This is a genomic window from Pseudomonas oryzagri (assembly GCF_020831405.1).
Taxonomy (GTDB): Bacteria; Pseudomonadota; Gammaproteobacteria; order Pseudomonadales; family Pseudomonadaceae; genus Geopseudomonas; species Geopseudomonas oryzagri.
In genome coordinates, this window is record NZ_JAJHPU010000045.1 from 45780 (window position 1) to 59745 (window position 13966).

At 64.8% G+C, this 13966-nt stretch carries 7 protein-coding genes; all 7 read left to right on the forward strand.

All coding sequences use genetic code 11. The features are described 5' to 3' along the window. The first annotated feature begins 187 nt into the window (after positions 1-187). The 7 genes from LMJ29_RS19985 to LMJ29_RS20015 all read left to right on the forward strand — a co-directional run bounded on the left by LMJ29_RS19985 (position 188) and on the right by LMJ29_RS20015 (position 13963). Positions 188-2122 (forward strand): type I restriction-modification system subunit M, encoded by a 1935-nt coding sequence (locus tag LMJ29_RS19985; RefSeq protein WP_229607290.1) that lies wholly within the window; start codon positions 188-190, stop codon positions 2120-2122. Next, entirely contained in the window at positions 2119-3465 is a 1347-nt protein-coding gene (locus tag LMJ29_RS19990) for a restriction endonuclease subunit S (protein WP_229607291.1), read from the forward strand. Before LMJ29_RS19985 ends, LMJ29_RS19990 begins: the two co-directional genes overlap by 4 nt. Further along, the gene (locus tag LMJ29_RS19995; protein ID WP_229607292.1) at positions 3462-4397 is read left to right on the forward strand and encodes a GIY-YIG nuclease family protein; all 936 of its coding nucleotides are present in this window, start codon (positions 3462-3464) and stop codon (positions 4395-4397) included. Before LMJ29_RS19990 ends, LMJ29_RS19995 begins: the two co-directional genes overlap by 4 nt. Then, positions 4394-5452, forward strand: a complete 1059-nt coding sequence (locus LMJ29_RS20000; protein ID WP_229607293.1) for a PDDEXK nuclease domain-containing protein — start codon at positions 4394-4396, stop codon at positions 5450-5452. Before LMJ29_RS19995 ends, LMJ29_RS20000 begins: the two co-directional genes overlap by 4 nt. Before the next feature lie 119 nt (positions 5453-5571). Beyond that, positions 5572-8754 carry a type I restriction endonuclease subunit R gene (locus LMJ29_RS20005; RefSeq protein ID WP_229607294.1) on the forward strand — a complete coding sequence of 1061 codons (3183 nt, stop codon included), beginning with the start codon at positions 5572-5574 and terminating at the stop codon, positions 8752-8754. Positions 8755-8949: 195 nt separating this feature from the next. Then, positions 8950-11406 carry a patatin-like protein gene (locus LMJ29_RS20010; protein ID WP_229607295.1) on the forward strand — a complete coding sequence of 819 codons (2457 nt, stop codon included), beginning with the start codon at positions 8950-8952 and terminating at the stop codon, positions 11404-11406. 94 nt (positions 11407-11500) lie between these two features. Next, positions 11501-13963, forward strand: coding sequence for a patatin-like protein (locus LMJ29_RS20015; RefSeq protein WP_229607296.1), 2463 nt, complete (start codon positions 11501-11503; stop codon positions 13961-13963). The last annotated feature ends 3 nt before the right edge of the window (positions 13964-13966 follow it).

The window sequence follows — 13966 nt, forward strand, 5'->3', positions numbered from 1 at the left end:
AGCCCCCAAAGGATGCTCCGCGGGGGAAATGCTGGCATCCTAGCGCCCCGGCCTGGACCGCCCGTTAGGCGTTCAGGTCAGCCGCAGGGACGATCGTTTTCTCAGGGTTCCGTTTTCCGACTACGCCCCTCTGCGGCAGACCCTTGCCGGCCATCGCCGGCAATCCGCAGACCAAGGGAAAATACGCGTGAACCAGCAAAACCTCGCCGACTTCATCTGGAACGTGGCCGACGTGCTGCGTGGCGACTTCAAGCAGTCCGAGTTCGGCCGCATCATCCTGCCGTTCACCGTGCTGCGGCGGCTGGAGTGCGTGCTGGAGCCGACCCGCGATGCCGTGCGCACGCAGTACCAGGCGCTCAAGGCGAGCGGCGTGGATCTCGATCTGCTGCTGCCCGGCACCGCCGGCGCCACCTTCTACAACGTCTCGCAGTTCTCCCTGGCCAGCCTCGGCTCCACCAGCACCCGCGCCAACCTCGAGGACTACATCGCCAAGTTCTCCGCCAACGCCCGCCAGGTGTTCGAGCACTTCGCCTTCGATGGCTGGCTGGAGAAGCTGGAGAAGGCCAACCTGCTGTACCTGGTGACCCAGAAGTTCGCCGCTATCGACCTGCACCCGGCCACCATCAGTAACCACGAGATGGGCCTGGTGTTCGAGCACCTGATCCGCAAGTTCGCCGAGTCGGCCAATGACACCGCCGGGGAGTTCTTCACCCCGCGCGACGTGGTGCGCCTGGCTACTACCCTGGTGTTCGCCCCCGACCATCAGGCGCTGAACGGCGAAGGCGTGGTGCGTACCGTGTACGACTGCGCGGCCGGCACCGGCGGCTTCCTGTCCTCGGCCATCGAGCAGGTCGCCGAGTGGAACCCCAACGCCCGCTTGGTGCCCTACGCCCAGGAGCTGAACCCCGAGACCTACGCCATCTCGGTGGCCGACAAGCTGATCCAGGGTTTCTCGACCCAGAACATCAAGCTCGGCAACACCCTGTCCAACGACCAGCTGCCCTTTGAGCAGTTCGACTACTGCCTGGCCAACCCGCCGTTCGGCGTGAAGTGGGAGAAGGTGCAGAAGCAGGTGCAGGATGAGCACACGCAGCAGGGCTACGCCGGCCGCTTCGGCCCCGGCCTGCCGCGGGTCGGTGATGGCTCGCTGCTGTTCCTCATGCACCTCTTGTCCAAGCGCAAGCCGGTCGATCCTTCATTGCAGAGCGGGGGCGGCACCCGCATTGGCATCGTCCTGTCCGGTTCGCCGCTGTTCAACGGCGGCGCCGGTTCCGGCGAGTCGGAGATCCGCCGCTGGATTCTGGAGAACGACTGGCTGGAGGCGATCGTCGCCCTGCCCACCGACCTGTTCTACAACACCGGCATCGGCACCTACGTGTGGATTCTCTCCAACCACAAGGACGCGCTGCGCAAGGGCAAGGTCCAGCTGATCGACGCCAGCGCCATGCACGCACCGATGCGCAAGAGCCTGGGCAGCAAGCGCAAGTACCTGTCCGACGAGCAGATCGCCGAGATCGCCAAGCTGCACGAAGCGTTCGAGCAAGGCCCGAACAGCAAGATCTTCGCCACCACCGATTTTGGCTACCGGCGCATCACCGTCGAGCGTCCGCTGCGCCTGCGCTTCTCGGTCACTGCGGACAAGCTCGCCGCCTACCAGGCCACCAAGGGTTCCGATCAAGCCGAAGCCTTTGCCGCGTTGGAAGGCAACTTCGACAACCTGCCGGCCTTCCTCAAGGCCGCGGGTATCAAGAAACTTTCCAAGGGCGCACAGAAAGCCGTACTGGCCTGCTTCGGCGACCGCGACGCCGATGCCCAGCCGGTGTTGGACGACAAGGGTAATATGCAGGCCGATAGCGATCTGCGTGAGTTCGAGAACGTGCCGCTCGGCCAGTCCATCGACGCCTACTTCGAGCGCGAGGTACTACCCCACGTGCCGGATGCCTGGATCGACACCGGCAAGCTTGATGCAAAGGACGGCCAGGTCGGCATTGTTGGCTACGAGATCAACTTCAACCGTTACTTCTACGTCTACCAGCCGCCGCGCCCGCTGGCGGAGATCGACGCCGATCTGAAGGCGGTGGAGGCCGAGATCGCCGCACTGCTGGGCGAGGTGACGGCATGAGCCACTACAAGCCGTATCCGGCTTACAAGGATTCCGGAGTGGAGTGGTTGGGGAGGGTGCCGGAGCATTGGGAGCAGGTGCCACTGAAGCGACTGGTGCGCAGCATCGAGCAAGGCTGGAGTCCGGAGTGTGAGTCTTGGCCGGCGACTGGTGATGAATGGGGCGTACTGAAAGTCGGCTGCGTTAATGGGGGCAGTTTTCGTCCGGAAGAAAATAAGGCATTACCCGCATCCCTTGAGCCAAGGCCAGAGCTGGCAGTGTGCAAGGGGGATGTACTGGTTTCTCGTGCCAATACGCGGGAACTGGTGGGCAGTTGTGTGTCTGCTCCACAGAATTATCCGAACCTGCTGCTGTGCGACAAGATTTACCGTATTCGTGCTGGCGAACGGGTCACGCCGGAATTTCTGGCTGCGCTGATTTCAGTGCATGGTCGCAGAGCCGTCGAGATCGAGGCGACGGGCGCCAGTTCTTCGATGCTCAATATTTCGCAGTCGGTGATTCTTGATCTGCCTGTCGCATTGCCAGAGCCTGCGGAGCAGGATCAGATCATGGCTGCTGCTACCCGCGAAACCGCCCGCATCGACGCGCTGGTGGCGAAGAAGACCCGCTTTATCGAACTGCTGCGCGAAAAGCGCCAGGCGCTGATCACCCATGCCGTCACCAAGGGCCTCGACCCGAACGTGAAGATGAAGGACTCCGGTGTGGAGTGGCTGGGGGAGGTGCCGGAGCATTGGGCTGTTAAGCCCTTCAAGGTCTGTATCGACTTTCAAGAGGGGCCAGGCATCATGGCTGCCGACTTCTGTGATGAGGGTATTCCTCTTCTCCGTGTCGCAGGCGTCCAAAATCGGTGGGCAAGCCTTGAAGGTTGTAATTACCTCAGTCCAGACAAAGTTGAGCGGCAGTGGAGACATTTTCGACTGGAACAAGGCGATCTTTTGATTAGCGCCAGTGCCAGTATGGGGACAGTTTGCGAGGTGGCCGCTGAGACAGTTGGGGCAGTTGCTTATACAGGACTGATCCGTCTGCGAGAAAAAAACAGCGTCATGCTCAAAGAATACATCCGGTCTCTGGTGGTATCTGATCTTTTTTCGACGCAGATCGATTTTTTCAAGGCCGGCTCTACGATTCAGCACTTTGGGCCGACGCATCTCAGTCAGATGTTCGTTGTATGCCCGCCGTTGGATGAGCAGGGTGCGATAGCTCGCCACATTGAGAGTGAAACGCAGCGGATAGACGAACTTGTGACTAAGACCGAACGCAGCAGCGAACTCCTCAAAGAACGCCGCTCCGCCCTGATCACCGCTGCCGTCACCGGCCAAATCGACCTGCGGGAGGAGGTATGAGTCAGGGTCGCAGCATTCGCCTGTTTCTGGTGGACGGGACTCCCAACGGGCTGCTGACCGCCGAGATCATGAACTGGACCGGCCATGTGCTGACCGGCCCGCGCAGCAAGCTGGCCGAGCTGGTGCAGCGTCCCGAGTGCGCGCGTACTGGCGTGTACTTCCTGGTCGGTCCCGACCCGGACGACAGCCTGCGCACCCGGGTGTATGTCGGCGAATCGGACGACGTGGCCCAGCGCCTCAAGCAGCACAACCGCCCCGAGGAGCAGGGCGGCAAGGACTTCTGGGAGCGGGTCTGCCTGGTCACCAGCAAGGACCAGAACCTGACCAAGGCCCATGCGAAGTACCTGGAAAGCAAGCTGATCGGCATCGTCGCCAGTGCCGGCCGCTGCGTGCTGGGCAACGGCACCGCCCACGACTACGGCAACCTGCCGGAATCCGACCGCGCCGACATGGCATTCTTCCTGGAGCAAATCCGCACCGTGCTGCCGGTGTTGGGGTTCGACTTTCTACGCGAGCTGGCCAGGCCCTCGACCGTCAGCGCGCCAAGCCCGGCAGCGCCGGTCTCCCGCTCCCCGTTGTTCACCCTGGAGGTGCCGCGCTATCGCATCACCGCGCAGGGTCAGGAGATCGACGGCGAGTTTTTCGTTCTCAAGGGCTCCAAGGCACGGGCGGACTGGGTTGGCACCGAGCGCGGCTATCGGGGACTGTTCCGCCAACTGGTGGCCGAGGACGTGCTGGTCGCCGAAAGCCCCGAGCATCTGGTGTTCAGCGACGATTACGCCTTCAGCAGCCCGAGTGCGGCAGCGGCCGTGGTCTGTGGGCGGGCGGCCAACGGCCGTACCTCCTGGCTGGTGGACGGTACCGGGCAAACCTATGCAGCATGGCAGGACCAGCAGCTGACCAGCCTTGACCCCGTGGCGGAGGCCGAATGAGCAAGCCGAAACCGAGCGATCTCAATCTGCCGCTGCAGCCCCTTTTAAGCAGCCTCGGCGAGCTGATTCGCCAGGCCCGCCAGCGGGCGCTGCGCGCCGTGGATGCCATCCAAGTACAGACCTGCTGGGAAGTCGGCCGGCATATCGTCGAGTTCGAGCAGGGTGGTGAGGCCCGTGCGGCCTATGGCAAGAAGTTACTGCCGAGCCTGGCCAAGGTGCTGAGCGCTGAGTTCGGCAGGGGCTTCGATGCGTCGAACTTGCGCTATATGCGCTTGTTTTACCAAGCCTTCCCGATTTGTGACGCGCTGCGTCACGAATTGAGCTGGACCCACTACCGCACCCTGCTCAAGGTAGACAGCGACAGCGCGCGCCACTGGTACATGAACGAGGCAGCCGAGCAGGGCTGGACCACTCGTGCCCTGGACCGGCAGATCGGTACCCTCTACTACGAGCGTCTACTGGCCAGCCAAGACCGTGTGGCGGTGGAGCAGGAAGCCGAGGCCAACCTGCGGGTGATGGGCAAGAGCCCGCGCGAGTTCGTGCGCGATCCGGTACTGCTGGAATTCCTTGGCCTGCCCAGCGCAGGCACCCTTCTGGAAAGCGACCTGGAACAGGCGCTGATCGGCCAGCTGCAGGGGTTCCTGTTGGAGCTGGGCAAGGGCTTCGCCTTCGTGGCGCGGCAGCAGCGCATCAGCACCGAGAGCAAGGATTTCTACATCGACCTGGTGTTCTACAACTACCTGCTCAAATGCTTCGTGATCTTCGACCTCAAGCGCGGCGAGCTAACCCACCAGGACATCGGCCAGATGGACATGTACGTGCGCATGTACGACGACCTGAGGCGCGGTCCGGACGACAATCCGACGGTGGGCATCATCCTCTGTGCGCAGAAGGACGCATCGGTGGTGCGCTACTCGGTGCTGCACGGCAGCGAGCAGTTGTTCGCCAGCAAATACAAGCTGGTGCTGCCCAGCGAGGAGGAGCTGCGCGCTGAGCTTGACCGCGAGCGGGCCTTGTTGGCGGAGCAGAAAGCCTTTACGCAAGACGAGAGCTGATTGCTCAACTTTGTGTCCGGAAATTGGCGAGATCTCGGACACAAATCGATTTATGTATGGCCAGACGGACACATGGCAGCTGTTCGGGGCCGATGGTTTCGAGTCAAGAAGGACCGCAGATGAGCCACATCCACCACGAATGCGAACTGGAACGCTACATCGTCGAGCAACTGGAGGCTGCGGGGTGGCTGGTGGGCAAGTCCGCCGGCTATGACCCGGCGCGGGCGCTGTACCGGGAGGACGTACTGGGCTGGCTGGATGAAACCCAGCCGCAGGCCATGGCCAAGCTGCGCGCCATCAATGGAGCAGGCGAGGGCACCGAGACGGTGATCCTCGACCGGCTGGTCAAGCAGCTGGAGAACAAGGCCGAAGGCGGCACGGTGAACGTGCTGCGTTACGGCTTCGCGGTGGCCGGTGGTGGCACCCTGGCGATGAGTCAGGGCCTGCCCGAGGACGAGCGCAACGACACGGTAATCCAGCGCTATGCGGCCAACCGCCTGCGCGTGGTGCCGCAGCTGCGCTATTCGCTGGACAAGGCCGACGAAATCGATCTGGCCTTGTTCATCAACGGTATTCCGGTGGCCACGGTGGAGCTGAAGACCGACTTCACCCAGTCGGTGCAGGCGGCGATGCAGCAGTACCGCATGGACCGCCGCCCCGAGCGCAAGAGCGGCGGGCTGGAGCCGCTGCTGACCTTCAAGCGCGGTGCGGTGGTGCATTTCGCCATGAGCGACAGCGACATCCGCATGACCACCCGGCTGGCCGGGGATGCAACCTTCTTCCTGCCGTTCAACCGCGGCAACGACGGCGCGGCCGGCAACCCACCCTGCGAGGATGGCTATCCGGTCAGCTACTTCTGGGAGCACGTGCTGCAGAAGGGCAACTGGCTGCACATCTTCCAGCGCTTCGTGCTGCAGGAGCGCAAGGAGGCCCAAGACGCCAGCGGCAAGACCTACTACAAGGAGGCGCTGATCTTCCCACGCTTCCACCAGTGGGAAGGCGTGACACGGATGATCGACGCGGTGCGCGTCGAGGGCGTCGGCCAGCCGTACCTGATCCAGCACAGCGCCGGTTCCGGCAAGACCAACACCATCGCCTGGACTGCGCACTCGCTGATCCGCGTGCGCCGCCCGGACGGCGAGCCGTACTTCCACAGCGTGATCGTGGTGACCGACCGCCAGGTGCTCGACCAGCAGCTGCAGGACGCCATCCAGCAGATCGAGCACCAGGCCGGGGTGGTGTGCGCCATCGACCGCCAGCAGTCCAGCCTGCCGAAGAGCCAGCAACTGGCCAAGGCGATGCTGGAGGGTGTGCCGATCATCGTCTGCACCCTGCAGACCTTCCCCCACGCGCAGAAGGCCATCCTCGGCGAGCAGAGCCTGCGCGACCGCCGCTTCGCGATCATCATCGACGAGGCGCACAGCTCCACCGGCGGCAGCACCGCCGACGACCTGCGCTATGTGCTGACCGGAGAGAGCGAGGAGGAGTGGGAGAAGCTCAGCAAGGAGGAGCGCTTGTCGGTCTGGCAATCGTCGCGGCAGCGGCCGGGCAATGCCAGCTACTTCGCCTTCACCGCCACGCCCAAGCATTCGACCCTCAGCCTGTTCGGTCGCCCGCGCAATCCGGCGCTGCCGGTCAGCCAGGACAATCCGCCGGCGCCGTTCCACCTCTACACCATGCAGCAGGCCATCGAGGAGGGATTCATCCTCGACGTGCTGAAGAACTACACCAGCTACCAGGTGGCCTTCAAAATCGGCAGCGAGTTCGTCGACGACAAGCGCGTGGACGAGAAGAGCGGTAAGCGTGCGCTGGCCAAGTGGCTGTCGCTCAACCCGGTGAACGTCGGCCAGAAGGTCGAGCTGATCGTCGAGCACTTCCGCAAGAACGTCGCCCACCTGCTCGGTGGCCAGGCCAAGGCCATGGTGGTCACCGGCTCGCGGGCAGCGGCGGTGAAGTACCACCTTGCGCTGCAGGACTACTGCCGGCGCAAGGGCTACGACAACGTGCAGGCCATGGTGGCGTTCTCCGGCGAGGTGCCGAATGCCGAGGTTCGGGAGCCGAGTCTGCCGACGGACCATCCGTTCAGCGAGGGCAACCTCAACCCAGGCTTGAACGGCCGCGACATGCGCAAGGTGTTCGACACGCCCGATTACCGGGTGATGATCGTCGCCAACAAGTACCAGACCGGCTTCGACCAGCCCAAGCTGGTGGCCATGTACCTGGACAAGAAGATCTCCGGGGTGGAGGCGGTGCAGACCCTCTCGCGGCTGAACCGCACCTTCCCCGGCAAGGACAAGACCTATGTGATCGACTTCGCCAACGAGGCGGAGGAGATCCTCGCCGCGTTCAAGACCTTCTACCGCGACGCCCAGGTAGCGGATGTCCAGGACCCGAACATCGTCTACGACATCAAGCAGCGCCTGGACGGCATGTTCATCTACGAGCAGGCCGAGGTGGCGGCGTTCGGCGAGGCCATCGTCGACAAGAGCGTCACCCACCAGAAGCTCTACAGCCTGACCCAGGCGGCTACCGACCGTTTCAACAAGAAACTGAATGCGCTGACCGATGCCATCGACCAGTGGGAGAAGGCCTGGGAGTCTGCCCACGACAGCGGCGACGAGCAGGGAATGCAGTACGCCGACGTGCAGCGCGCGGAGTACTGCAAGAAGCGCGACGAGCTGATGATCTTCAGCGAGAGCCTGTCCAAGTTCGTGCGCAGCTACGAGTACATCGCCCAGCTGGTGGAGTTCGGTGACCCGACACTGGAGGCCTTTGCCAGCTATGCCCGGCTGCTGCGCAAGCGTCTGAAGGGCATCAGCGCCGAGCAGGTGGACATGGGCGACCTCAAGCTCAGCCACTACAAGATCAAGAAGGGCGAAGGACTGGTCGGCGTCGGTGTGCAGGCCGAGGTGCCGGGCCTGTACGGCATGACCGACAACGGCCTGCGCGAAGCCCGTGATCGCGAGAAGAAGTACCTCTCCGACCTGATCGAAAAGCTCAACAACGCCTTCGGCCAGGGCATCGGCGACACCGACCAAGTGGCCTTCGCCGTCCACGTGTCCGAGAAGCTGCGCGCCGACAGCGTGGTGATGGCCCAGGTGCAGAACAACCCCATGGAACAGGCCATGAAGGCCGACCTGCCGATCAAGGCCATCCAGGCCATCTCCGGCGCGATGAGCAGCCACCAGGCGATGGCAACCAAGCTGCTCAGCGACGAGGCGACGCGCGAGGTGTTCCTGATGGTTCTGTATGAGCTGTTGCGCAAGGACTCGGCCAGAGCGCTGCTGGGACAGGCGCGCTGACCTGCGGAGCGTGCAGCACTGTCCAACGTCGGCAGCCGCACGCGTTCTGGGCTAGCTTTCTTGGGAATGGAGGAGGCGTCTCGCTTCCCTCCGCGAGCGGCTGCCGGCAGGCGGCGTTCGTGGAGCCCCGGCGCAGGGCGGCGCAGCAGGCCGGTTCGCCGGCCTGGACAGCCACCCGCCCGGTACGCGCTGACCATGAAAGAGAAAGAACTGCGGCTGGCGCTCGTCTACTTCGGCGGGGTATCGCTGGCCGTCTATCAGCACGGCATCAACCGCGAAATCCTCAATCTGGTGCGCGCCTCCAAGATCTACCACGCCGGCCGTTCCGGCGAGGACGAGGACCTCGCCAAGCGCAGCTTCCATGAGCTCTATCCCGACGAGCCGGAGCGCTCCACCGGCGATGTCTACCGCGAATTCCTCGACGTCCTCGGCAAGGACATCGCCCTGCGGGTGATCGTCGACGTGATCGCCGGCTCCTCGGCGGGGGGCATCAACGGCATCACCCTGTCGACCGCCCTGGCTCACGACCGCACGCTGATGCCGATCACCAACATGTGGCTCGAACAGGCCGACATGCTCAGCCTGCTGGCTCCCGAGGCCAAGGCGCGGATGTGGAGCAAGTGGTACTTCTGGCCGCTGATGCGCCCGCTGCTGGCGCGCCTGGGCCGCGAGGGGCTGCTGCCGGGACGGGCCGACACCGAGATGGCCAAGCGCATCTCGGTATTCCTGCGCTCGCGCTGGTTCAAGCCGCCGCTCGACGGCCGCCGCCTGAGCACCCTGCTGCTCGACGGCCTGACGGCGATGAACAGCCAGGCGGTGGAGTGGGAGTCGCTGCTGCCCAAGGGCGACCGGCTCGATCTGTTGGTCACGGTGACCGACTTTCGCGGTCTGGAGCGGCCGATCTTCATCCACGATCCGCCGGTGGCCTACGAGCGCGAGCACCGCCACCTGCTGCGCTTCACCCTGGAACACCGCAAGACCGGCCATCTGCAGAGCGACTTCGACGTCGACAACTTCCCCTCGCTGGCCTTCGCCGGGCGGGCTTCGGCCTCCTATCCGGGGGCCTTCCCGCCGGCCCAGCTGCGCGAGATCGACGACCTGCTCGCCCAGCGTCACATGCCCTGGCCGGGGCGCTCGCGTTTCCTGGCGGGCAGCTTCCGCGACTACCTGGCGCGCGGCGAGAACCCCGAGGATGCGGTGCTGGTGGACGGCAGCGTGCTCGACAACAAGCCGATCATGGCCTGCGTCGAAGCCATCTACACCCACGGCGCGCTGCGCGAGGTGGATCGCCGCCTGGTGTACATCGACCCGCATCCCAAGGGCAGGCGGCAGGCGGGCACCGGGGTGCCGGGCTTCTTCGCCACCCTGCGCGGCGCCCTCAGCGATCTGCCGCGCCAGGGGCCGGTGTACAACGAACTGGTGGCGATCAGCCACTACAACATCCAGGCGCGCCGGCTCAAGGCGGCCATCCTCAACGCCCGGCCGCAGATCTCCCGGCTTATCGAGGAGGAGACCGCCGGCAAGCTCAAGAGCGGCTTCAGCGTGGAGGATCTGCGCCACTGGCGGCTGTTGTCGATCACCCTGCTGTCCGGCACGGCGATCGTCTACGACGCCTGGATGCGTGCGCTGATCTTCGAGGCGCTGGACTTCGTCGCCAAGCTGATCGGCGCGGCCTGCGAGTACACCGCCGATTCGCCGCAGGCGCGCCGGGTGCAGGAGGTGATGGAAGTCTGGGCGCAGCGCCAGGGCATCATTGCCGAAACCTACAAGATGCCCGAGCATCTCTACAGCAATGCCGATCTGCCGCTGTTCGCACGGATGGTCCTGGACTTCGGGCTGATCTACAAAAGGCGCCGGCTGAACTTCGTGCTGCACGAGATCAACGAGCTGTATCCCGACCTCAGCAGCGGCAGCGCCGCCGAGGCGGAGACCGAAGCGCTCGACCTGCTGAAGATCAAGATCTACAAGTGCGTCACCGAACTGCTGGTCTACGACGACCTCGACTTTCTCAGTCGCCATGCGGTGACCGCCTGCCGCGAGCTGTTCCTCGGCGAGGACGGGACCGACACGCTCACGGTCGAGCGCCTGGACGCCGACGCCTGCGCGGAAATCTCCCGCCTGGTCGAGCGCCTGGCCCAGGAGTGCGACATGGCCCGCACGGTCGACAATGTCGACGCCGTGCTGGCCTCGTCGCTGGTGCAGAAGCTGCCGGAGGCGAGCCGGATCGCCATCCTTACCGGCTACCTGGGCTACTTCTTCTGGGACATCATCCTGCGCCCGACCGCCAGCGCGCTGGCGCTGGAGGCCGGTCCGATCGAGGAGATCCTGGTCGACCGCATCAGCCCCGAGGATGCCAGCAGCCTCGTCCTGGGCGACGGCAAGCCGGTGCTGCTCGGCAGCTCCTTCGCCGGTTTCGGCGGCTTTCTCGGCCGCGCGGTGCGCGAGAACGACTACCTGTGGGGGCGGCTGCACGCGGTGGACCGCCTGTTCGACATCCTGCTCAGCACGGTGCCGGCCAACCTGCGCGGCGGTCTGGCGGTCGAGGCGCTGAAGAAGCGCGCCTTCGAGCGCGTGCTGGAGGAGGAGGGCCGGCGCCTGCAGCTGGTTCCCGAGTTGCTCGCCCGCCTGAGCGAGGCGGTCGGCCGGCTGTAGGCGGACGACTCCACGCCGCGACTTCCTGGACTAGCTTTCTGGGAAGTGCAGGTTCCCCTCGCTCCTAGGGGCGGGATTCACCCGGTACTGGCGCATGAAAGAGAAAGAACTGCGGCTGGCCCTCGTGCTGTTCGGCGGCGTTTCGCTGGCGGTCTATCAACATGGCATCAACCGGGAAATCCTCAACCTGGTGCGCGCCTCGAAGCTCCATCACACGCCCGCCGCGGGCGAGGGCGAGGCTGCCTGCGCCGGCTTTCACCAGCGCTATGCCGACGAGCCGGAATGCTCGACCGGCGATGTCTACCTCGAGTTCCTGCGGACGCTGGGCAAGGACATGGACCTGCGGGTCATCGTCGACGTGATCGCCGGATCGTCGGCGGGGGCGATCAACGGGGTCACGCTGGCCGCGGCCCTGGCGCACGACCGCCCCCTCAAGCCGATCACCGACCTGTGGCTGGAGCAGGCCGACATGCTCAACCTGCTGGCGCCGGAAGCCCGGGCGCGGCTGTGGAGCAAGTGGTACTTCTGGCCGCTGATGCGGCCGCTGATGAACCGGCTGGGGCGCGAGGGACTGCTGCCGGGCGACGGCGACGCCGACATCGCCAAGCGCATCTCGGTGTTCCTGCGCTCGCGCTGGTTCAAGCCGCCGCTGGACGGCGCGCGCTTGGCCGGGCTGATCCTCGACGGGTTGCGCGCGATGGACGTCTCGACCTCGAAGTGGGAGTCGCTGCTGCCCAAGGGCGCCAAGCTCGATCTGCTGCTGACGGTGACGGATTTCCATGGGCTCGAACGGCCCATCTTCATCCACGACCCGCCGGTCGCCTACGAACGCGAGCACCGGCACCTGCTGCGCTTCGGTCTCGAGCACCGTACCACCGGGCATCTGCTCAGCGAGTTCAACGTCGACAACTTCCCCTCGCTGGCCTTCGCCGGGCGGGCGTCGGCCTCCTACCCGGGAGCGTTTCCGCCGGCCCGGATCGGCGAGATGGACGATCTGCTGGCCGCGCGGCACATGCCCTGGCCGGCCCGTTCGCATTTCATCGAGCAGAATTTTCGCCACTACCGCGAGCGCGGCGAGAATCCCGAGAAGGCGGTGCTGGTCGACGGCAGCATCCTCGACAACAAGCCGATCATGGCCTGCGTGGAGGCGATCAGGACGCACGGCGCGTTCCGCGAGGTGGATCGCCGGCTGGTGTACGTCGATCCGCGGCCCAAGGGCCGACGCGCGACCTCCGGTTCCGGGGTCCCCGGCTTTTTCTCCACCCTGCGCGGGGCGCTGACCGACCTGCCGCGGCAGGAGCCGGTGTACAACGAGCTGGCCATGCTCAGCCGGCACAATGTGCAGGCGCGCCGGCTCAAGGAGGCGATCCTCAGCGCCCGGCCGCAGGTCGTCGAGCACCTCGAGCAGCAGACCGAGGGGCGCCTGAAGGGTGGCTACACCACCGACGATCTGCAGCACTGGCGGATGATCGGCTTCCGGCCGGTCCCCGGGCTGTTCATCGCCTACGACGCCTGGATGCGCTCGCTGGCGTTCGAGGCCCTGGACTTCGTGGTGCAGATCATCTGCTGGGCGTGCCAGTACATCCCCGATTCTCCCGAGGCGCGTCGCGTGCAGGATGTGATCGAGGCTTGGGCCAGGCAGCTGGGCGTCATCACCGACACCTATCGGATTCCCGAAAACGTCTACCGCAACGAGGATTTGCCGCTTTTCTCCAGGATGATCACGGACTTCGGGGTGATCTACAAACGCCGGCGGCTGAACTTCGTGCTGCACGAGATCAACGACCTGTACCCCGAGGTGGCGGGCGGGTCCGTCGCGGATGCCGAGTCGGAAACCCTGGATCTTTTGAAGATCAAGATTCACAAGTGCATCAGCGACCTGGCCTTTTGCGACGATCCCGATTTTCTCAGCCGCCAGGCGGTGACCGCCTGCCGCGAGATCTTCCACCGCGACGAGGCGCGCCAGGAGTACTCGCCCGAGATGGTGCGCGTCGATCCGCTGGCCTGCGCCGAGCTGTCGCATCTGATCGAACGCCTGAGCCAGGAGTACGACCTCGCGCGGATGGTCGACAATTCCGACGCGGTGCTGGCCTCGGCGCTGTTCATGAAGCTGAAACAGGACAGCCGTATCGCGATACTCACCGGCTATCTCGGCTACTTCTTCTGGGACATGATCCTGCGTCCCACCGCCAGCGCTTTGTCGCAGGAGGCCGAGACCATCGACGAGATCCTGGTGGACCGCATCAGCCCGGACGATGCCAGCAGCATCGCCTTCGACGCGCGCAAGGAAGTCCTGCTGGGCAGTTCCTTCGCCAGCTTCGGTGGTTTTCTCGGCCGCTCGATCCGCGAGAACGACTACCTGTGGGGGCGTCTGCATGCGGTGGACCGGCTCTTCGACATCCTGATCAGCACGGTGCCGAGCTACCTGCGGCAGAAGCTCGACGTCGCCGCACTCAAGAAGAAAGCCTTCGAGAATGTGCTGGCGGAGGAGCGCCCTGCGCTGGGCTGCGTGCAGGAGCTGATCGACAAGCTCAGCGAGTCGGTAAGCCGGCTCTAGGGG

Excerpts from the sequence above, each read along its gene's own strand:
- LMJ29_RS20005 (WP_229607294.1), top strand. The coding sequence starts at position 5,572 with ATGAGCCACATCCACCACGAATGCGAACTGGAACGCTACATCGTCGAG.
- LMJ29_RS19990 (WP_229607291.1), top strand. The coding sequence starts at position 2,119 with ATGAGCCACTACAAGCCGTATCCGGCTTACAAGGATTCCGGAGTGGAG.
- LMJ29_RS20010 (WP_229607295.1), top strand. The coding sequence starts at position 8,950 with ATGAAAGAGAAAGAACTGCGGCTGGCGCTCGTCTACTTCGGCGGGGTA.
- LMJ29_RS19995 (WP_229607292.1), top strand. The coding sequence starts at position 3,462 with ATGAGTCAGGGTCGCAGCATTCGCCTGTTTCTGGTGGACGGGACTCCC.
- LMJ29_RS20015 (WP_229607296.1), top strand. The coding sequence starts at position 11,501 with ATGAAAGAGAAAGAACTGCGGCTGGCCCTCGTGCTGTTCGGCGGCGTT.
- LMJ29_RS20000 (WP_229607293.1), top strand. The coding sequence starts at position 4,394 with ATGAGCAAGCCGAAACCGAGCGATCTCAATCTGCCGCTGCAGCCCCTT.